This is a genomic window from Providencia sp. PROV119, from assembly GCF_028482435.1.
Lineage (GTDB): Bacteria > Pseudomonadota > Gammaproteobacteria > Enterobacterales > Enterobacteriaceae > Providencia > Providencia stuartii.
The window spans coordinates 1-20,228 of the sequence record NZ_JAMPQL010000032.1; the positions used below are offsets into that span (position 1 = coordinate 1).

Below are 20,228 nucleotides of genomic sequence, written 5' to 3' on the forward strand. Positions count from 1 at the left end.
TTTGGGAAAAAGGTAATGAGTATCGATAAGCAAGCTTTATAACTTTAATAATTAATTTTTTATAAATTAATTTGTTTAAATGTTAAATAAAATCCGTTTAAGTTAGATCATTTTTCAACTTTACTTTTAATATCAATAGATAGGCCATAAACACGGTTTTGTGATCATCGGGTTTGTTGTTCTATATCTTCTATTTACCTACTCTTCTTAAGATACTTTCCCATTAAAATAGATAACAAATGTTAAATTTATGTTGCAAAAAGTTAAACATATACTATCAATAAGTAACTTAATTAGATGTTATGAATGATTTTTACACACGATAATGCGCTTGTTTATCAAGGTGAATATAATGAAGAATATAAAATCTGTTAATAGCCAAATATTTAGGGATATTGTTGCCGTTAATAAGCAAAAGGAACACGAATTCAACAATGGTCAAGATGGGGCAATTATCTTATCTCTGCTGGTGATGTTTTTTACGCCTTTCTTACTACTGAATGAGGCTCGCCAGCTTCTACACATAGATTACAGTTTTGCTGCTATGGCTGGTATAGCAGTGGTTAGTTTTGTATTGGCGGCGATCCTCTATAAGGCATTTAATATTAGCCAGAAATTTGCGAACAAAGAAATATCGTTAAATATATTATTATCAATGTATGTACCTAATAACAAATCTGAGTTTGAGAACTTTAAAGTCGAAGTAAAAAACCAACCAGCACGCTTTTTTGAGTTAGTTGATGAGTGGGTAAATACTGAAAAAATGACTTATGCGAGATAACGTGGTTTTATACAGATTAAAAAAGCGGCTTATTAAGAGCCGCTTTTTTTATGTTTCTTTCTAGAGGTAATATTAAGGGTTAGTGAGATTTACCTTGCTCAATACCTAAGCCAATTTGTGAACGTACAAATTGCTCTCTAAAGCGTTCTCTCTCGAATTTGCCTCTTTCTGAGTTATCTGTGATAGAGAATAACCAAGAAGCGACAAATGCCACTATCATCGAGAAGAATGCAGGATACTCATAAGGATAGATAGGTTTCTCATGATGTAAGATGCTTACCCAAATAGTTGGCCCTAATATCATCAGCACAACGGCGGTAATAAGTCCTAACCATCCGCCTGCTAAGGCACCACGTGTTGTTAATTTCTTCCAATACATCGATAACAGGATGATAGGGAAGTTACAGCTTGCAGCGATAGAGAATGCGAGGCCTACCATGAAGGCGATATTTTGGTTTTCGAACAAAATACCTAACCCGATAGCAACAAAGCCTAAGATCACTACCGTAATTTTGGATACACGTAACTCCTCTTTTTCATTTGCCTTACCGTCTTTGATTGCCATGGCATAAAGGTCATGGGAAACCGCTGAGGCGCCGGCGAGTGTTAGCCCCGCAACAACAGCTAATATCGTAGCGAAAGCAACAGCAGAAATAAAGCCAAGGAAGAAGTTCCCTCCGACGGCATCTGCAAGGTGTACGGCGGCCATGTTTGTTCCACCGATCAATTTGCCTGCTGCATCTTTAAAGTCAGGGTTTGCACTAACAAGAACAATCGCACCAAAACCGATAATGAAAGTTAAAATATAGAAGTAGCCAATGAAACCTGTTGCATAGAACACACTCTTACGAGCTTCTTTCGCGTCACTGACCGTAAAGAAACGCATAATAATATGAGGTAGCCCCGCTGTACCAAACATCAGCGCTAGCCCAAGTGATAAAGCCGATATAGGATCTGAAACTAATCCTCCTGGGCTCATAATGGCAATGCCATTTTTATGTACTTCGACGGCTTCTTTAAATAGGGTATTGAAATTGAAACCAACATGTTTCATGACCATTACGGCCATAAATGTTGCGCCTGCTAATAAGAGAATTGCTTTGATGATTTGTACCCATGTAGTGGCTAACATTCCACCAAATAGGACGTATAACACCATCAAAATACCTACAATTACGACGGCAACATGGTAATTAAGACCAAACAGTAGTTCGATCAACTTCCCTGCACCAACCATTTGTGCAATGAGGTAGAGTGCAACGACAACAAGAGAGCCAACGGCAGACAGTATCCGTATTGGTCTTTGTTTTAATCGATATGACGCAACATCGGCGAAGGTATAACGACCGAGGTTACGTAAGCGTTCAGCAATTAAGAAAAGAATAATAGGCCAGCCAATTAAGAAGCCGATGGAGTAGATCAAGCCATCATAACCGGAGGTGTAAACCAGTGCTGAAATACCTAAGAATGAGGCTGCGGACATAAAGTCACCCGCAATGGCCATCCCATTTTGAAAACCTGTAATTTTACCGCCTGCGGTGTAGTAGTCTGAGCGAGAACGCGTTCTTTTAGATGCCCAATAAGTAATATAGAGAGTAAACCCGACGAATAACAAGAACATGATAATGGCTTGAATATTCACAGGTTGCCGCTCGACATCCCCTGTCAGTGCATCAGAAAATGCGGCTGAAGAGGCGAAAAGTAAGATGAGAGGAAGGAGTTTTATCATTTTTGCACCTCTTTTAAGATTTCAGCCGTTAAACGGTCGTATTCACCATTTGCCCGAATAACATATAGGCCAGTTAATAAGAAAGAGATGACAATCAATCCTACACCAATAGGTATACCTCGTGTGATATAGGATCCTTCACTAATCGGCGTTCCAAGCCAACTTGGGTTAAAAGCAATAAGAAAGATAAAACCGACATACAATATTAATGTGATAGCTGACAACAACCATGAAAATCGACCGCGTTTCCTTACCAATTCTTTAAAGCGAGGGTTATTCTCTACCTCTTGATAAGCAGTAGCATTCATCAGAGTTCTCCTCTGTTATCGTCTTATTGGAATGTATGTAAGGTCGCCATAAAGGCGACCTTCAGGCTTATGACATACTCATTGATTGTTTTTCTTCGAGTAGTTTTTCGACAACGCCAGGATCTGCCAGTGTGGAAGTATCTCCTAAGTTACTAGTATCTCCTGAGGCAATTTTACGTAGGATACGGCGCATGATCTTACCGGAGCGGGTTTTAGGTAAAGAGTCCGTCCAGTGTAGAACATCAGGTGTTGCAATTGGACCGATTTCTTTTCGAACCCAATTACGAACTTCGGTATATAGCTCAGGTGAAGGCTCTTCCCCCGAAATTAAGGTGACATAAGCATAGATAGCTTGCCCCTTAATATTATGAGGAATACCAACAACGGCTGCTTCTGCAATTTTTGGGTGTGCAACTAATGCAGATTCAATTTCAGCAGTACCTAGGCGGTGACCGGAAATATTTAATACATCATCAACACGGCCCGTGATCCAGAAATAGCCATCTTCATCGCGGCGAGCACCATCGCCACTGAAATACATACCTTTAAAAGTAGAAAAGTAGGTTTGCTCAAAACGCTCGTGGTCACCAAATAAGGTACGTGCTTGACCAGGCCATGAATCAACAATGACGAGGTTACCCTCTGTTGCACCTTCTAATGGTTCCCCAAGATTATCAACAAGAGCAGGACGAACCCCGAAGAAAGGTAACGTTGCTGAGCCTGGTTTTAGCATGGTCGCTCCCGGTAGCGGAGTGATCATAAAGCCGCCAGTTTCTGTTTGCCACCATGTATCAACAATTGGGCAACGACTATCACCAATCTTCTTATAGAACCATTCCCATGCTTCAGGGTTGATAGGTTCACCAACGGATCCTAGGATACGCAACGAGCTACGGTTGGTGCCTTCAATGGCTTTATCACCTTCAGCCATTAGGGCGCGGATAGCAGTCGGCGCGGTATACAGGATATTGACTTGGTGCTTATCGACCACTTGGCTCATGCGATTGACCGCAGGGTAGTTAGGCACGCCTTCAAACATCAATGTCTTGGCACCATTAGATAGAGGGCCATATAACAAATAGCTGTGACCCGTTACCCAGCCAACATCGGCAGTACACCAATACACTTCACCGGGATGGTAGTCGAAAGTATATTTAAAGGTGAGTGTTGCATAGACTAAATAACCGCCAGTAGTATGCAGTACACCTTTTGGTTTACCTGTTGAGCCTGAAGTATACAGAATGAATAATGGGTCTTCTGCGTTCATTTCTTCAGGTGGGCAGTCGGCGCTGACGCCATCAATCACATCGTGCCACCATAAGTCACGCCCTTCTACCCAGCTTGGAACATTCCCAGTACGACGGTAGACAATGACATTCTTAACGGTGGTGACATTGGCATTGGTTAATGCGTCATCAACGTTTTTCTTGAGAGGTATTGAGCGGCCAGCACGTAGGCCTTCATCGGCTGTAATAATCAGTTTTGCTTTACAGTCGATAACACGACCCGATACCGCTTCTGGAGAGAAGCCAGCAAAGATAACAGTATGAATCGCCCCAATGCGAGCACAAGCTAACATTGCGACGGCAGCTTCAACCACCATTGGCATGTAAATCGCGACAACATCGCCTTTACGAATACCATGTTGTTTTAATACGTTAGCGAACTGACTAACATCATGATGCAGTTCACGGTAAGTGACATTTTTTGATTGAGAAGGGTCATCACCTTCCCATATGATTGCGGTTTGATCGCCCTTATCTGCCAGATGACGATCTAAACAGTTAGCGCTTAAGTTAAGGGTGCCATCTTCAAACCAGCGAATGCTGATATGGCCAGGATCGAAGGAGGTGTTTTTTACTCGGGTATACGGCTTAATCCAATCAACAACCTTTCCTTTCTCCCCCCAAAACGTTTCAGGGTCTTGAATAGAGAGTTGATACTCATTGTTGTACTGTTGCTCGTTTATCAGGGCATTTTCTGCAATTTCAGCAGTAACGGGATGCTTAGTTATTTGAGTCATATTTTTATCTCCTTGCAGATGTTAATACTATGTCAAAAAATGGTTAACTAAAGCAGGAAATATAAATTTGTTTTTCTTTTGAGCGGGAGATCACGTATTAATTGTAATGGATTTAACAGGATTATCATTTGATGCGAAATCGTCAATTAGATTAATCATCTGATTATCTGTATAAGGGTAGAATTAAAGAAAAACAAAGCAGGGCGATATTGGTATTAGTTGCTAAATAAATCAACAATGATAGTTGATGAGAAAGACCATATAAATATCATGGGTTTGATAATGATTTTCATTAACAGTAAAATAACTATAATTGATACCGACTCACAAGGTGTGAAGTTTCTGAAGTGTATACCCTATGTGTCTTGGCATTGAGTGAGAGATATAGAGGTATATGTCAATAAGTCACTGGAGACAAATACAATGAGCTATACATTACCTGCTTTACCTTATGCTTATGATGCGCTGGAACCTCATTTCGATAAGCAAACAATGGAAATCCATCACACCAAGCATCATCAAACCTACGTTAACAACACTAACACTGCGTTAGAAAAATTACCTGAACTGGCTAACCTAGACATTGATGATCTGATCCAACAATTGGATAAAGTTCCTGCTGATCAACGTACTTTTGTTCGTAACAATGCTGGTGGTCACTCAAACCACAGCCTGTTCTGGAAAGGCCTAAAATTAGGTACTGAACTAAGCGGTGATCTGAAAGCAGCTATCGAGCGTGATTTTGGTAGTGTTGACGCTTTCAAAGAACAATTTGAGAAAGCAGCAGCTTCTCGTTTTGGTTCTGGCTGGGCATGGCTAGTTCTAAAAGATGACGGTAAGCTAGCGGTTGTTTCTACAGCTAACCAAGACAGCCCTCTGATGGGTGAAGCGATTTCTGGTACTTCAGGTTACCCAATTATTGGCCTTGATGTTTGGGAACACGCTTATTATCTGAAATATCAAAACCGTCGTCCTGACTACATCAAAGCATTCTGGTCAGTCGTTAACTGGGATGAAGCTGCAAAACGTTTTGCAGAAAAAACTAAATAATTCATTAAATTAAATGATAATTAGATGGGCGTAACCCTTTTGGGGTTGCGCTTTTTTTATGCCTCTCTTTTTCTTTTTTCTATTAATCTCAGCTTTGTCTCGTTTTAATATCTTGTGTTTTGTTCATAATGTGTCTCATAAGTACAAAAAACAGATTGATATTCTATCCAGTAATAATTCAATAAAGTGAATGATAAGGGAGATAATATGGCGGCTGACATGGTTATGGGGATTGATCTTGGGACCAGTAATAGTGCAGTGAGTTTATGGATTGAAGGGCGAGCGGTATTGGTACCCAATAAACAAGGTGATGTTTTAACGCCATCTGTTGTTGCTCTTGATGATGATGACCAGATCTTGGTCGGAAAATTCGCTCGTGAACGTCTACAGAGTCACCCCCATTTAACCCAAGCCAGCTTTAAGCGTTTTATGGGCACGGATGCAACGTTATCATTAGGCTCTCTGACTTTTCGGGCTGAGGAGCTTTCTGCATTATTATTACGGCAATTAAAAGAGGATGTTGAAGCTTGGCTTGGTTACCCCGTTAAAGATGCAGTGATCACGGTTCCTGCTTATTTTAATGATGTTCAGCGTCGGGCGGTTAAAACAGCGGGACAACTCGCTGGGCTAAATGTTTTAAGGTTATTGAATGAACCTACTGCGGCATCGTTGGCCTTTGGGTTACTCGAAAACAAAGAACACAAATACCTAACCTTTGACCTTGGTGGGGGAACGTTTGATGTTTCGATAATTGATATGTTTGAAGGCGTTATTGAGGTTTGCGCGAGTAGTGGCGATGTCCGTTTAGGCGGTGATGATTTCAGTGAAGCTATTTATCTGTGGATGTTAAAGCAGCATCCTGAACTGAAAGAAGCCCAAGCAGATATTCGCGCGGAATTACTCAAACAAGCAGAAACATTAAAAATCGCATTAGGTCAAAGCAATGAAGCGACGGCTTCGCTACGGTGGAATGATCAGGATTGGCATTGGACAATGACAGATCAGGAGCTAGCTTCTTGTTGCCAATCTTTATTAGCACGATTGCAACAACCTATTTTGCAGGCTTTGCATGATTCTCGTTTTACTCTCAATGATTTGGACGACATCTTATTAGTTGGTGGTGCAACACGAATGCCACTTATCCGACAAACGGTAGCGCGTCTGTTTGGACGTTTTCCTCGCCATGACCTTAATCCAGATGAAGCCGTTGCATTAGGTGCAGGGGTTCAAGCGGGTATGGTGATGGCAGATACAGCCCTTGATGATGTTATTTTAACCGACGTAATGCCATTTTCTTTGGGGATTGAAACCTCAAAAAGAAACGGAACCCATTATGATTCGGGTTATTTTTTACCTTTAATTGAGCGAAATACCTTTTTACCTGTGAGCAAGATGCAAACGGTCAGCACGATTGAAGATAACCAAAAAATGATTTTATTAAAGATTTATCAGGGGGAAGCGCGTCGCGTCCAAGATAACGTATTTTTGGGGGAGATGGCGATTGATATCCCTCAGAAGCCTGCTGGAGAAGTGGATATTGATGTCCGGTTTACCTATACCGTTGATGGATTACTAGAAGTTGAGTGTCGTTATCAAGGTAACCCTGAGGTGTTTCGGCTAGTGATAGAGAAAGTTCCGGGGCAAATGAATGAAGCGCAAATCGAACAAAGCTTATTAAAAATTGCTGATTTAAAACAGCATCCGAGGGATAGAAAAGAGAATCGCGTGTTATTGTCACGCTGTGCTCGGTTATATGAGTTTTTACTGGGTGAGGATCGCTATTGGATGGATCAAGTCACAACGGAGTTTGAAAGAGCACTCGATAGCCAAGATCCACGCCGTATTGCGGCCATTCGTCAACAAGTGGAACAATTTTTGAGTCGCTATGAGGGAGACTCGCATTAATGAGTATATGGCAAACATTGGGAATCACTCAAACAAACGATGAAAAGGAAATTCGGCGTGCTTATGCGCGGCAGGTAAAAAAATATCGACCCGATAGCCACCCTGAAGAGTATCAACAATTACGTGAAGCTTTTGAGGAGGCAAAAAGATATGCCGCTTACGCTATTTATGATGATGAATCTGCCGATGATGAATATGTTGAAGAGCAGGCGAATATAGACGTTGATGTGCCTCATTTAGAAAGCCTCTTACACCAAGAGGCTGTTAATGAAGAAGCCGTTAATGATGATCAACAACAGCAAGAGCTGTCTGAAATTCGGATTACTTACCCATTTTCAGATGTGTTGTTAGATGATTATCAACCATCGATTAATGAATTACCGGTTGTTGAAACAGCTTATACCCAAGAGTTAATTGATTGGCTCGCGAAGCTGTTTATTATTGATGAAAACGCGGCAAAACGTGAATTAGTCGAATTGTGGGAAAACGTCTCTCAAAAAGGTAGTTTGCAGACACATCAGCAATTTCATCAAGATTTTGCGTGGGCATTATCAGAGCAAGAAGGTTTAACCGAAGCTGTTGTGGAACATGTTTCGTCTCTATTAGGCTGGCGGCTTGATGAATATAACTCAGAGCAAATTATCCCGTTTTATATTCAAAACGCATTAACTGAACAGCTACGCCAGACTGAGGTGGCTCGAGCATGGAAGCAGTGTCAGATTGATGCTGTCCATGGAGACTATATCGTTTCTCAATCTTTACGTGTACTGACGAGTAAAAATGAGAAAGTTTCTTATAAAGTTCGCTTGATACCTGGATTGATCCCTCAAATCGCTGAGCAAGTGAAACAACGAACCAGTGAATACCCAGAGCTAAAGGATAAATTTAACCCTGCTATTTTATCTTTCATACAGCAGCCTAGGCTAGCGTTCAACTGGCGCGGGGTCTTCTTATGTATTTTTTGGGGATTGTTATTGAACATGGTTGCTACTCAGCCTGATGTTAATAGCGGCGTGGCAATAGTTGCTGGTGTGATTATTTTATTCTATTTATTTTTCAATGACCTGATTATGTTTGGGCTTCATTCTAGGAAAAAAGCATTCACTGTATTTTTGGTCAGTGAATTTTTTATAACGTTATTCGTTATCCTGATCTTTTTTCTTGGTCTGTCTGAGGTACTCTTATTCTTTATCACTGGCTTGGATATTGGGCCTGCACATGGTGCACAAGCGATGGTGATTTTTATTCTTATGTGGCTTTTTTGGTATGCATGGCCGAAAGATAAACCTAGTATACGCAGACCGGGCATAATGATGTATCGGGTGTTTGCGAGTCCATGGAAATTTTTGGAGTACTTTAAGTTTTCATGGTTTTCACTCGTTTGGTTAGTTATTATCTATTTGATTTATTATAGTGCTATGCATAACTTATTGAAGTATTGTACAGAATTTCTAGTAAATTGAACTCTGATGCTCGTTCAACGTGATAATGATGAGTTCATTGAATTTAAAGCCACGATAAAGGTGTAATCGCAATGCAAATTCATCCTCAAGTCTATATCGGCGAAGTCAAAGCCACATTAGATTGTGGTCAGAGCGCTATTCATAAGCGTCAAGTGGATGGGCCGTTGCCATTAGGGCAATTAGGGCTTGAGGGAGATGAGCAAGCTGAAAAACGCTTTCATGGTGGCCCTGATCGGGCGCTATGCCATTATCCGGCAGAGCACTATCAATTCTGGGCTAATGCTTATCCTGAACTTGAATCTCTTTTTACGCCACCAGCGTTTGGTGAAAATATCTCGACTCAAGGTATGACAGAAGAGAATGTCTTTATTGGTGATATTTATGCTTGGGGTGATGCTCGTATTCAAGTCACCCAACCACGCTCGCCATGCTATAAGCTCAATGGCCTGACAGGCGTTGAAAACTTTGCTCAAATAATGCAAGAAAATGGTCGTTGTGGTTGGTTGTATCGAGTGATAAAGACGGGGTCAGTCAGTGCCGCAACACCGATCACCCTTTTAAGTCGTAATAGCGATATTTCTGTTCAAGAAGCGATTATGATCGCTTTTCATGCCCCATTCGATGAAGAGTTATATCAACGTTTGCTAGGAGCCGCGGGGCTGTCTGCAAGTTGGAGCCTGACGATGCAAAATAGGCTTGAGCATCGCCGTATTGAAGAGTTCAGCCATCGCTTATTTGGTAAGCGAGGCTGATATTCTTAAAGGCTGCCGCTGATAAATTGTTGATACCAAGGCTCACGGGCTAATAATTCTGCATGTGTTCCTTGGTCAACGATTTCGCCAGATGCCATCACAATAATATGATCGGCTTGGCTGGCAAGCATCGGTTGGTGAGTCACAACAATACGTGTCTGCTGGTTGGCAGTGAGTAGCTGTTCAATAACAGCGGCAGTATTGATGTAATCAAGGCTAGCTGTCGGCTCATCCATCAAAATAATATCAGGACGGCTTAATAGTAGTCTTGCAATACACAAACGTTGCCTTTGTCCACCAGAGAAAATTTGCCCTCCAGCACCTACATCTCCATCTAGTAAAGTATGATCTGCATCGATATTGAGTTGTTGAAGCATGGCGATGATTGATGGATCATCGATCTCTTCTGAACTGGCAGTCATATTTTGCCGTAAACTGCCTTTAAACAGCCGGTTATCTTGAAATAATATGCCTCGCTTACTACAGAGCACTGCTTGCGATAATTGAGCGATATCTTTATTGCCATACCGCACTACGCCTTGTGAAGGGTCTTGCAAGCGCGCCAACAAATTCAATAACGTGCTTTTTCCAGCGCCAGACGCCCCCACAATGGCCGTGAATGTATTTGCTTTAAAAGTTAAGTCGAGCGGTTTTAATAGGACTTTCCCCTCCTCTGTACGCTGAGATAAGGCGTTACAGCTCACGGTATTTTCAGATGGGGTTTGAGATGAACGAACAAAATTAAGCTCAGGTGTTTCCAGTGCTTGGGTTATCTGATTGAGCGATTTTTTAGCTTGGCGTAATGCTTGGTCTAAATGGGAAAGCAACCAGAGTGGCTCAATAAAACGCGCTAATAACAGCATGGCGGCTAACCACATAGGTAGGGTAAGTGTTTCACGATTGACCGCCAATAAGCCGAAAGCTAATAAGCCGATAAAGGTTACTTGAATAGCGAATGAAAACAGCAAATGAAAAGGCAAGCTACGGCGTTGAAGTTGTTTTTGTGTCTGATATTGCTGAGTCAGGCTCTGCTCTAAACCTTGCTGCTGCTGTTGACTGACACCCGCTCTGCGAAGCAGCGGTTGATGTGTGGCAAAGTGGCCTAATTCATCGATAACCTTCTGCTGTGAGGCGTGTACTTGCTTTTCGGCGAATGACACGTGTTTGGCGGAAAAACGTAAAATAAGTAATAACATGAAGCCAATCATTAACAGGATGCTTCCTAGCCAAAAGTTCAGAATCAATGCCCCTAAGATCACGGTTAAAGGGGTGACAATACCGCTAATGATTGGGTGTAATAAGTGAGCAGGAATGGACATCACATGGGAAATAGGCCCAGAAACTAAACTTGTCGCACTCGGGATTGGTTTTAATGAGACAGGTAGATGGCGTATTAATGCGTTGGTGAGCGTGCGCATAACAATGCCACCTGCAAGGTAGCCTTTCTGAGTGGCGATAAAAATAACGGTTAATGACACTAAGCTACTCACCAGTAGCCAAATCAGCGCACTTATATCGTCGGAGCCCCAATTGATGATCACAGGAACGAGTAGCAACCCGCTGATACCATCTAAGATAGCAGCGAATATCATCCATAATAGCGCACGACGGACGGTACTTAAGAACAGACGGATCATGCGGCGTCCTCCAATGCACTTAGTAATTGTTGATATTGGGGAGTATGTTCAGATAACTGTAGGTGTGTACCTTGAGCAATTATTTGTCCTTCTTCCAGTAAGATCACCGTATCTGCATGGCATAAATAGCTCAGATCATGGGTGACCAAGACTCGTGTACGCTGCTCTTGGTTTAAAAGCTGGAAAAATAATTCGGCATTTTGCGGATCTAATGCAGATGTTGGCTCATCAAACAACAAAATAGGGGCTTTAGAGAGCAGCACGCGAGCGATGGCTAAACGTTGAGCTTCACCACCTGATAAGGTGATATCATGACCGACTAAACTGTCTAGCCCCTTTGGTAATTGCTGGAGCCGTGTTAGTAGATTTAATTTTTCAAGGTAGTCAGTGATTTCGACCGCTGTCGCATCGGGGGCAAATAGCTGTAGATTTTCTTTCAGCGAACACGGCATAGGTTGAGTATTCTGCATCACAATAGATACTTGCTGGTTTAACCCTGCTAATGAGAATTGAGGTAGGGGCGTCGTATTAAAGTATAACTCGCCACGAGTTGGGTCGAGGAACCGTGCCATCAATTGTAAAAGTGTACTTTTTCCTGCTCCCGATGCACCAACAATAGCGACAAGCTGACCGGGTTGAATGGTTAAGTTGATGTTAGAGAGTAAAGTTTTATCCTGTACACAATAATCCACATCGTGAATATGAACGGCACAAGGCGCTCCTTGCAGTGATTTATCACCATACTGCATTTCTGTTTGCTCAAGAAAATGGCGAATACGCTCTGAAGCGGCGACTGCATGGTTGAGGGCATCGGCACCATGCCCCATGGCAGCGATTGGAGCGGTAATGCTATGCATCAAAAGAATAAACAACACCATTTGCGACAGTGACACCGAGGTCGGCACTACCAACGACCCAATAATCACCCATAACGTCAGTAATGTGGTACTCATTCCAATTTGAGTCAGTGAACTGAATGCGCCGATTTTGTTAATCCAGCGATTAAAGGCCACGAGAAAAGCGGAGAGTGCTTGTGTCACAGCAAGTTGAATGGCGCGGTTTGGATACTGTCTTGCAAGTAATGGGTTATCGGCAAACTCTGCATATTGAGCATATAAATTCCCCATCGTCTGGTCACGAGCAGTGAATAGCGATTGATAACGTGGTGAGCGTAGCTGGCGGAAAAGGTAAATGGTGATGATTAAAGGAAGTAGGCAAAAAATCATTAATGCCCAGTTGGTCCATAATAAGATCAGCGTTGCGGTTATGGGAACGACAAACAGTTGAGCCAAGTCGGCAGGTGCATGGGCGGTGAGTTGATGCAGCAAGCGCACATCGCGATCAACAATTTTTTGGATCCCTTCTTTACCTGAATAAACAAACTCACTCAAAGGAAGTCGATTGAGTTTATTGAGTATTTTTAGCCTTAATTGATAGCACAATTGGTTATCCGTTTGATGGGTTAGGTATAGGGCAAGTGTTTGGCAAACGAGCCATACGACTCCGCTAATAAATGCAATAATGACCCAAGTGTTCCCTTGTTCAACAGGGGATAAGGCGATTTGGCTAATTGCAACCCAAGGGATCAGGGAGCTAATGCCAGCGATAGCTTGTAAAATAACAGCAAATATTAAAACAAAACGATAAGGGCGTAACAATGCCCAAAGTGCGCGGTACATAGAAACCTCCATAGCCGGGTAGTTACTTTAATTGATTTCCTTGTTTAACTGGCAATGAGTTGTTTCGATACCGAAACTATTTGTTTGGCTAACGGGTCTTATTGACGGGGTAAATGGCGTAATTTAAGCAGACTTATTATCGATTTTCAGTAATATAAATAGGTTTTAGTAAAAAGGGGAATAGGGATGCGGTACGATTTAAATGACCTCTACTACTATGTCAAAGTAGTCGAGCATGGCGGGTTTTCACAAGCAGGTCTTGCTTTGGGGATCCCGAAATCTAAACTTAGCCGCCGTATTGCTGATCTTGAGCAGAAACTCAATGTTTCCTTAATTTATCGTTCAACACGCCAGTTCCATGTGACTGAAATCGGCCAAACCTTTTATCAACAATGCAAAAATGTTGTCGATGAAGCGAAAATTGCTGAGGAGCTGATCTGCTCTGTACAAACTGACCCGAAAGGGATCATTAAATTGTCTTGTCCTGTCGCTTTACTTCAAGTGTATCTGCAAGATTTATTAGTCGATTTTATGGTGAAGTATCCGGAGATCGATGTACAAATCTTAGCAGTTAATCGGCCCGTTGATGTGATCAGTGAAGGGTTAGATATGGCGCTGCGAGTGCGTTCGCTGCCGTTAGATGATTCGGGTTTAATGATGAAAGTATTGGGTTATTCACGGCGGGTTTTGGTCGCTAGCCCGTTGTTATTTAAAGGCGGAGAGCCGCTGCAACAACCTGAAGAGTTAGTGAATTACCCAATATTGGCAAATACCGAACATTCCCAAAATTATACGGTGACACTGAAAAACAGTGAGGACTTAAGCTTCACTCAGCACTTTATCCCCAAATTAGCAACAACCGATATTTTGACCTTGTATAAAGCCGCATTAAAGGGAATTGGTATTGCTCGATTGCCTTATGGTGTGGTGGAAAAAGACTTAAGTTCAGGGGCATTGATTGAAATATTACCTGAATGGCGTTTTCCTGAAGATATTATTCATGCGGTTTACCCATCAAGAAAAGGTTTATTGCCATCAGTACAACTATTATTAAATTATTTGGCTGAGAATATTTCACCAACTGTTAAATCATCATAATCCATCACCGTAAAAAGATAACTCCTCAATAGCCACCCTATCGAGGAGTTATTATCTTATTGATTTTGAGGGATTCGGCCAAATTTACCACGATTAAAATCATTAACCGCTTCGATAATTTCTTTATCGCTATTCATCACAAAGGGACCATAGCCGACAACGGGTTCATCAATAGGCTCACCGCTTAAGAAGAGTACAACAGCATCTTCCGTGGCTTCCATAACAATATTACTGTCACTACTATCAAGGATGAGCAGCTCTCCCTCATTTAAACTAGCGTGACCATCAACAATTAACGAGCCATGTAACATCACTAAACCAACATTACGACCGGCTTTAGTTTGTAACCCTACTGTTTTACCTTTTTTCAGTTTGAGATCCCAAACATCTAAAGGGGTAAATGTACGTGCAGCACCATTATTTCCTAGATAGTTACCTGCAATGACGCGTAAATAGCCTGCATCATTAGGTAAAGCAATATTCGGAATATGGCTACTTTTTAGCAGTTGGTATCCCGGAGACGCCAATTTATCTTTAGCCGGTAAGTTGACCCACAGTTGCACCATATCTAAGGTGCCGCCATTTTTCATAAAATCATCGGATTGGTATTCTTGATGTAAAATACCGGATGCCGCAGTCATCCACTGAACATCTCCTGGACCAATCACGCCCCCTTCACCTGTAGAATCATGATGTGCAACCTCACCATCATAGACGATAGTTACCGTTTCGAACCCTTTGTGCGGATGCTCTCCAACACCACGGTTCTCAGCATCTGAGCTTGGGAAGGTAAAAGGCCCCGCTCTATCAAGTAAAAGAAATGGGTTGAGATATTTCCCGTGGTTGTTATAGCTAAATAATGAGCGAACAGGGAAGCCATCTCCAACCCAATGACTGCGAGGTGCGTTATAAATACCAATGATCTTTTTCATGGTTATGCTCCTAAAATAGATTCTGATGTATTTATCATAGGGGCACGATTTCGTTATCAGTAGTGGTAAAAATAGGTTTCATTGTTTCATTACTAGAACAATAGTTCTGGTTTCCATTATCCTATTTTTAGAACAGTGTTTACTAAAAACCGGACTACTCAACAAAAAATCGATGAATTAATGTAAATAACAAGAGAGCGGGGCAACGATTGTTCTATTTCTCGTTTAAAAGCATTTCATTATTTTATTGATTGAGAGGTTTCATTATGAGTAATCCGGCAAACTTCAATGGACAGCGTCCTGTTATTAATCCAGATGATGCAGTGATGTTATTGATAGACCATCAAAGTGGTTTGTTCCAAACTGTCGGTGATATGCCAATGACAGAGCTGCGAGCGCGTGCTGCTGTTCTCGCAAAAATAGCTTCATTGGCAAAAATGCCTGTCATCACAACAGCATCTGTACCACAAGGCCCGAATGGCCCTCTGATCCCTGAAATTCACCAAAATGCGCCACATGCACAATATATTGCACGTCGCGGTGAAATCAACGCATGGGATAACCCTGAATTTGTTGAAGCAGTTAAAGCAACGGGTAAAAAACAACTGATTATCGCGGGCACGATAACCAGTGTTTGCATGGCTTTCCCTGCTATTAGTGCGGTAGCTGACGGTTACCAAGTTTTTGTCGTCATTGATGCATCTGGTACTTATAGCAAAATGGCACAAGAAATCACCTTAGCACGCATGGTTCAAGCTGGTGTTGTACCAATGGATACAGCCGCGGTCGCGTCTGAAATTCAGAAAACGTGGAATCGTGAAGATGCGGCAGAATGGGCACAAGCTTACACGCAAATTTTCCCTGCATATCAACTGCTCATTGAAAGCTATATGAAAGCTCAAGATGTTTTGAAAAACAATGAGCAATTAGATTCAGAACGCTAAGCCTTATTTTTAACTCGAATTATCCGTAGCCTTTACTAAAAGTAGAGGCTACCTATCTGTATTAATTTAGATAAAACAAATAATTAGGATGTATTCCATGAAAAAGATTGTATTGCCATTATTGGCTTCACTATTGGTAGCCGGTACTGCTCAAGCCGCAAATTATCAGTTAGATCCAACCCATACTAAAGCGGTTTTCTATATTGATCACTTTAATACATCGACCAATAGCGGTGGTTTCTACAACATTCGTGGTGATATGAGCTATTCCCCAGAAAAAAACAAGGGAAGCATTAATGTCAAAATCCCAGCGGAGACATTAAATACCGGTCTAACAGCGTTTGATAACCATATTAAGAGCGCCGATATGTTAGATGTAGAGAAATACCCAACCATCGAATTTAAATCAACTAAATGGAACTTTGCGGATAATAAACCTGTTTCTATTGATGGCATTTTAACCATGAAAGGACAGTCTCATCCCGTTCAGTTGAAAACAACGAAATTCGGCTGTTATTTCAGTCCTATTTTTAAAGCGGATGTTTGTGGTGGTGACTTTGAAACGACCATTGACCGTACAAAATGGGGGGTGGATTTCCTTGCAAAAGAGGGAATGGCAAAAGAGGTAGTGATAAAAATACAAGCGGAAGCTATCAAACAATAAGTTGAGGAGGTGGAGTATGTTACACAGAGCAAAAAAACAGCCCATCGCGGTGATGTCATCGGCGATACTGGCTTTGACCTTATCTGTTGGGGCTGTACAAGCCGCGGATTATCAAGCGAGTACCAAAGAAGGACCGATTAAAATTATCAATTTAGATGAGTTAGAAGACCAAGTTGCGAAAAACATGGAAAAAGGGGCTTTTGGCTATATTCGTGGTGGGGCCGAAGATGAGCTGAACCTAGATAAAAATACGCGTAGCTTTGATAGAAAATACATTATGCCGCGGGTAATGCAAGGGATTGAAATTAAAGATATTGACTTATCAACCCAATTTTTAGGGATTGATTTAAAAACGCCAATTATTCAAGCCCCAATGGCTGCTCAAGGTTTGGCCCATCAAGACGGTGAAATTGCGACAGCCAAAGGGATGGCGAAAGCTGGCTCAATTTTTTCATTAAGTACTTATGGTAACAAGACTATTGAAGAAGTCGCCGAAGTTTCAGGGGAAAGCCCATTCTTCTTCCAACTTTATATGAGCAAGAATAATGCTTTCAATGAGTTTACCTTGAAACGAGCTAAAGAGAGTGGTGCTAAAGCGATTATTTTAACGGTGGATTCGCCAGTTGGTGGCTATCGCGAAGATGATATTCGCAATAACTTCCAATTCCCACTTGGTTTTGCCAATTTAGAACTGTTCGCTAAACAAAATGATGATGGCTCTAAAACAGGTAAAGGGGCAGGGATCAGCGAAATTTATGCTCAAGCTAAACAAGCCTTTACCCCAGCAGATATTGCTTACGTGAAAAAACTATCGGGTTTGCCTGTGATAGTGAAAGGGATCCAATCACCTGAAGATGCAGATAGAGTGATCAAGGCTGGTGCAGATGCAATTTGGGTATCTAACCATGGTGGGCGACAATTAGATAGCGGCCCAGCTTCTTTTGATGTTTTGCCTTCCATTGCAAAAGTGGTCAACAAACGTGTTCCTATTGTTTTTGATAGTGGTGTTCGCCGTGGCTCCCATGTGTTTAAAGCGCTAGCAAGTGGTGCTGATGTTGTTGCGGTGGGTCGTCCAATTTTATATGGATTAAATTTAGGGGGCGCGGAAGGGGTGAATTCCGTTATTCAGCAACTGAATAAAGAATTATCCATTAATATGATGTTGGGTGGCGCGAAAAATATTGAAAGTGTAAAAGCAACGAAGCTTTATACCGATACAGATTTTCAATAAATTTCATTAAGTGAAAAAACGGGAGATGCCTCCCGTTTTTTTATGCTATTAAGATAATTAGATGCTAAATCCACCATCAATATTTAAGCTTGCACCTGTGATATAAGCAGCGGCAGGGCTGGCTAAATAAACGACAAAACTGGCTATTTCATCGGCGCTGGCATAACGTTTTAATGCCATGATCTGTTTTAAACTCTCTGCAAACTCACCTTGTTCAGGATTCATGTCCGTGTTGACAGGACCGGGCTGGATATTATTCACAGTAATGCCTCGGCTAGCGACATCACGAGCCATCCCTTTAGTAAGCCCTACGATAGCGGCTTTGCTCATCGCATAAGCACTACCGCCTTCAAATGGTACTCTTTGTGCGTTAATGCTACCAATATGAATAATGCGCCCATTATTATTCATCACTTCTAATGCAGCTTGGCTGGCAATAAATAGGCTACGAACATTGAGGTGATAGGAGCGATCGAACGCTTCTAATGATAGGGTATCTAATGTTCCTAGCTCTAAAATACCAACATTGTTAACTAAGATATCAAGGCTACCAAATGTATTGGCGGCTTGTGTGATGGCGGCTTTTATTTCATTTTCATCAGCGCTATTTGCTTTGATTGCCAATACGTTACCTGAAAATTGCTCAATTTCAGCCACTAAAGCTTTAGCTTTATCGTCAGAAGAGGCGTAGGTAAAAGCGACACTGGCCCCAGCTTGAGCAAATTGTTTGACGATAGCAGCACCGATACCTCTTGACCCACCTTGAACAAAAGCATATTTATTTTTGAATAACATAGATTCACCTTAACGTTATTACATATCAATGAGTGAGCTATTTGACTGAGAAAAGCACAGAGACACCAGAGAGATAAATCGATGAGGTTGTTGAAAATAATTGAAGGTGAAGAGAAAGGTGAGTTTTTAAATTAAAAGCCCTTACCTTTTAGAAGAGATAAGGGCGTGTATGAATTACAGCTGAGGGCGTTTTACAAAACCAATGGCTTCATAAACTTTATCAACGGTTTCTTGCGCGCGTGCTGCCGCTTTGGTTGCGCCTTCATCCATAATTTTGTTGAGCAGCGCTTCGTCATTACGGAATTGATGATAACGCTCTTGGAGTGTAGCCAACATGCCAGAGACGGCATCTGCCACTGCACCTTTAAAATGACCGTACATTTGACCTTCAAATTCGGCTTCAAGCTCGGCAATCTTTTTACCCGTTACGCCAGATAAAATATCTAGCAGGTTTGAAACACCTGGTTTGTTTTCGATGTCATAACGAACACGAGGCGGCTCTTCTGAGTCAGTGACCGCACGTTTGATTTTTTTCGCTGCTGATTTTGGATCTTCAAGCAGGGCGATAACGTTATTGCGGTTATCATCAGACTTAGACATTTTCTTCATTGGATCTTGCAAAGCCATGACACGAGCGCCACCTCCAGTCGGAATAAAAGGATCTGGCACGGTAAAGATATCGCCATAAATCGCGTTAAAACGCTGTGCAATATCACGGCTTAACTCAAGATGCTGTTTTTGGTCGATACCAACAGGAACTTGGTTAGTTTGATAAAGTAAAATATCGGCAGCCATTAATACAGGATAATCAAATAAACCAGCGTTAATGTTTTCTGCATGACGCGCTGATTTATCTTTAAATTGTGTCATACGGCTTAGTTCGCCGAAGTAAGTGTAACAGTTTAGCGCCCAGCTAAGTTGCGCATGTTGCGGCACATGGGATTGAACAAAAATAGTGCTTTTATTCGGGTCAATGCCACAAGCGAGGTAGAGTGCTAAGGTATCGAGGGTTCTTTTGCGTAGCTCGTCAGGGTCTTGACGTACAGTGATCGCATGTTGGTCAACGATACAATAGATGCAGTCGTAATCATCTTGCATTTGTACCCACTGACGTAGCGCACCCATGTAGTTACCGATGGTCAATTCACCGGAAGGCTGCGCGCCGCTGAATACGATAGGTTTTTGGGTTTGCTTTTGTTTTTCAGTGGGTTCACTCATTTCTTTTTATATCCTTTAA

Annotated in this window: 17 protein-coding genes; 9 read left to right on the forward strand and 8 right to left on the reverse strand. The window is 41.8% G+C overall.

What is annotated here, in order from left to right; translation table 11 throughout:
- Positions 1-352: 352 nt before the first annotated feature.
- The gene (locus PSF11_RS19545) at positions 353-781 is read left to right on the forward strand and encodes a hypothetical protein (protein ID WP_014657136.1); all 429 of its coding nucleotides are present in this window, start codon (positions 353-355) and stop codon (positions 779-781) included.
- A 79-nt stretch (positions 782-860) separates the two neighbouring features.
- On the opposite strand, the gene actP is transcribed toward PSF11_RS19545, so the two are convergent.
- From actP to acs, 3 genes are all read right to left on the reverse strand, one after another.
- Positions 861-2,510: a cation/acetate symporter ActP gene (actP, locus tag PSF11_RS19550; RefSeq protein WP_004916106.1), complete on the reverse strand. Its 1,650-nt coding sequence runs from the start codon at positions 2,508-2,510 to the stop codon at positions 861-863.
- A complete protein-coding gene (locus PSF11_RS19555; protein WP_004916081.1) occupies positions 2,507-2,818 on the reverse strand; it encodes a DUF485 domain-containing protein in 312 nt (103 codons plus the stop codon). The genes actP and PSF11_RS19555 overlap by 4 nt, the downstream gene beginning before the upstream one ends.
- Positions 2,819-2,885: 67 nt before the next feature.
- Entirely contained in the window at positions 2,886-4,841 is a 1,956-nt protein-coding gene (gene acs / locus PSF11_RS19560) for an acetate--CoA ligase (protein WP_004916080.1), read from the reverse strand.
- 423 nt (positions 4,842-5,264) lie between these two features.
- On the opposite strand from acs, the gene sodA reads away from it, so the two are divergent.
- From sodA to yiiM, 4 genes are all read left to right on the forward strand, one after another.
- Positions 5,265-5,891 (forward strand): superoxide dismutase [Mn], encoded by a 627-nt coding sequence (sodA, locus tag PSF11_RS19565; protein WP_014657135.1) that lies wholly within the window; start codon positions 5,265-5,267, stop codon positions 5,889-5,891.
- Positions 5,892-6,098: 207 nt separating this feature from the next.
- A complete protein-coding gene (locus PSF11_RS19570; RefSeq protein WP_014657134.1) occupies positions 6,099-7,796 on the forward strand; it encodes an Hsp70 family protein in 1,698 nt (565 codons plus the stop codon).
- Positions 7,796-9,259, forward strand: a complete 1,464-nt coding sequence (locus PSF11_RS19575) for a J domain-containing protein (protein WP_060561501.1) — start codon at positions 7,796-7,798, stop codon at positions 9,257-9,259. The genes PSF11_RS19570 and PSF11_RS19575 overlap by 1 nt, the downstream gene beginning before the upstream one ends.
- A gap of 71 nt (positions 9,260-9,330) precedes the next feature.
- Entirely contained in the window at positions 9,331-10,011 is a 681-nt protein-coding gene (yiiM, locus tag PSF11_RS19580) for a 6-hydroxyaminopurine reductase (RefSeq protein WP_004916078.1), read from the forward strand.
- A gap of 5 nt (positions 10,012-10,016) precedes the next feature.
- Here yiiM and PSF11_RS19585 read toward each other — a convergent pair whose 3' ends face one another.
- Together PSF11_RS19585 and PSF11_RS19590 are read right to left on the reverse strand one after the other, a co-directional pair.
- Entirely contained in the window at positions 10,017-11,648 is a 1,632-nt protein-coding gene (locus tag PSF11_RS19585) for an ATP-binding cassette domain-containing protein (protein WP_004916077.1), read from the reverse strand.
- On the reverse strand, positions 11,645-13,327 hold the full coding sequence (locus tag PSF11_RS19590) for an ABC transporter ATP-binding protein (protein WP_072502642.1): 1,683 nt from the start codon (positions 13,325-13,327) through the stop codon (positions 11,645-11,647). The genes PSF11_RS19585 and PSF11_RS19590 overlap by 4 nt, the downstream gene beginning before the upstream one ends.
- Positions 13,328-13,513: 186 nt before the next feature.
- On the opposite strand from PSF11_RS19590, the gene PSF11_RS19595 reads away from it, so the two are divergent.
- Positions 13,514-14,425, forward strand: coding sequence for a LysR substrate-binding domain-containing protein (locus PSF11_RS19595; RefSeq protein ID WP_004916076.1), 912 nt, complete (start codon positions 13,514-13,516; stop codon positions 14,423-14,425).
- A gap of 56 nt (positions 14,426-14,481) precedes the next feature.
- Here the strand turns inward: PSF11_RS19595 and PSF11_RS19600 are convergent, their stop codons facing one another.
- Positions 14,482-15,357, reverse strand: a complete 876-nt coding sequence (locus PSF11_RS19600) for a pirin family protein (RefSeq protein WP_004916075.1) — start codon at positions 15,355-15,357, stop codon at positions 14,482-14,484.
- Between the two features lie 266 nt (positions 15,358-15,623).
- Here PSF11_RS19600 and PSF11_RS19605 point away from each other — a divergent pair, with 266 nt between their 5' ends.
- The 3 genes from PSF11_RS19605 to PSF11_RS19615 all read left to right on the forward strand — a co-directional run bounded on the left by PSF11_RS19605 (position 15,624) and on the right by PSF11_RS19615 (position 18,196).
- Positions 15,624-16,301: a hydrolase gene (locus PSF11_RS19605; protein WP_004916074.1), complete on the forward strand. Its 678-nt coding sequence runs from the start codon at positions 15,624-15,626 to the stop codon at positions 16,299-16,301.
- 97 nt (positions 16,302-16,398) lie between these two features.
- Complete coding sequence (locus tag PSF11_RS19610) at positions 16,399-16,965, forward strand: YceI family protein (protein WP_072502641.1); 567 nt, start codon at positions 16,399-16,401, stop codon at positions 16,963-16,965.
- Positions 16,966-17,017: 52 nt separating this feature from the next.
- Positions 17,018-18,196: a lactate oxidase gene (locus PSF11_RS19615; protein ID WP_225829671.1), complete on the forward strand. Its 1,179-nt coding sequence runs from the start codon at positions 17,018-17,020 to the stop codon at positions 18,194-18,196.
- Positions 18,197-18,253: 57 nt separating this feature from the next.
- On the opposite strand, the gene PSF11_RS19620 is transcribed toward PSF11_RS19615, so the two are convergent.
- Both PSF11_RS19620 and trpS read right to left on the reverse strand, forming a co-directional pair.
- Entirely contained in the window at positions 18,254-18,991 is a 738-nt protein-coding gene (locus PSF11_RS19620) for a 3-oxoacyl-ACP reductase family protein (RefSeq protein ID WP_014657127.1), read from the reverse strand.
- A gap of 174 nt (positions 18,992-19,165) precedes the next feature.
- Complete coding sequence (gene trpS / locus PSF11_RS19625; protein WP_072502639.1) at positions 19,166-20,209, reverse strand: tryptophan--tRNA ligase; 1,044 nt, start codon at positions 20,207-20,209, stop codon at positions 19,166-19,168.
- Between the last annotated feature and the right edge of the window lie 19 nt (positions 20,210-20,228).

What these genes read in the sequence shown, in the direction of transcription:
- sodA (WP_014657135.1), top strand. Translation starts at nt 5,265, where the DNA reads ATGAGCTATACATTACCTGCTTTACCTTATGCTTATGATGCGCTGGAA.
- actP (WP_004916106.1), bottom strand. Translation starts at nt 2,510, where the DNA reads ATGATAAAACTCCTTCCTCTCATCTTACTTTTCGCCTCTTCAGCCGCA.
- acs (WP_004916080.1), bottom strand. Translation starts at nt 4,841, where the DNA reads ATGACTCAAATAACTAAGCATCCCGTTACTGCTGAAATTGCAGAAAAT.
- PSF11_RS19555 (WP_004916081.1), bottom strand. Translation starts at nt 2,818, where the DNA reads ATGAATGCTACTGCTTATCAAGAGGTAGAGAATAACCCTCGCTTTAAA.
- PSF11_RS19605 (WP_004916074.1), top strand. Translation starts at nt 15,624, where the DNA reads ATGAGTAATCCGGCAAACTTCAATGGACAGCGTCCTGTTATTAATCCA.
- PSF11_RS19590 (WP_072502642.1), bottom strand. Translation starts at nt 13,327, where the DNA reads ATGTACCGCGCACTTTGGGCATTGTTACGCCCTTATCGTTTTGTTTTA.
- PSF11_RS19615 (WP_225829671.1), top strand. Translation starts at nt 17,018, where the DNA reads ATGTCATCGGCGATACTGGCTTTGACCTTATCTGTTGGGGCTGTACAA.
- PSF11_RS19610 (WP_072502641.1), top strand. Translation starts at nt 16,399, where the DNA reads ATGAAAAAGATTGTATTGCCATTATTGGCTTCACTATTGGTAGCCGGT.
- PSF11_RS19585 (WP_004916077.1), bottom strand. Translation starts at nt 11,648, where the DNA reads ATGATCCGTCTGTTCTTAAGTACCGTCCGTCGTGCGCTATTATGGATG.
- PSF11_RS19620 (WP_014657127.1), bottom strand. Translation starts at nt 18,991, where the DNA reads ATGTTATTCAAAAATAAATATGCTTTTGTTCAAGGTGGGTCAAGAGGT.
- PSF11_RS19575 (WP_060561501.1), top strand. Translation starts at nt 7,796, where the DNA reads ATGAGTATATGGCAAACATTGGGAATCACTCAAACAAACGATGAAAAG.
- PSF11_RS19600 (WP_004916075.1), bottom strand. Translation starts at nt 15,357, where the DNA reads ATGAAAAAGATCATTGGTATTTATAACGCACCTCGCAGTCATTGGGTT.
- PSF11_RS19595 (WP_004916076.1), top strand. Translation starts at nt 13,514, where the DNA reads ATGCGGTACGATTTAAATGACCTCTACTACTATGTCAAAGTAGTCGAG.
- yiiM (WP_004916078.1), top strand. Translation starts at nt 9,331, where the DNA reads ATGCAAATTCATCCTCAAGTCTATATCGGCGAAGTCAAAGCCACATTA.
- PSF11_RS19570 (WP_014657134.1), top strand. Translation starts at nt 6,099, where the DNA reads ATGGCGGCTGACATGGTTATGGGGATTGATCTTGGGACCAGTAATAGT.
- trpS (WP_072502639.1), bottom strand. Translation starts at nt 20,209, where the DNA reads ATGAGTGAACCCACTGAAAAACAAAAGCAAACCCAAAAACCTATCGTA.
- PSF11_RS19545 (WP_014657136.1), top strand. Translation starts at nt 353, where the DNA reads ATGAAGAATATAAAATCTGTTAATAGCCAAATATTTAGGGATATTGTT.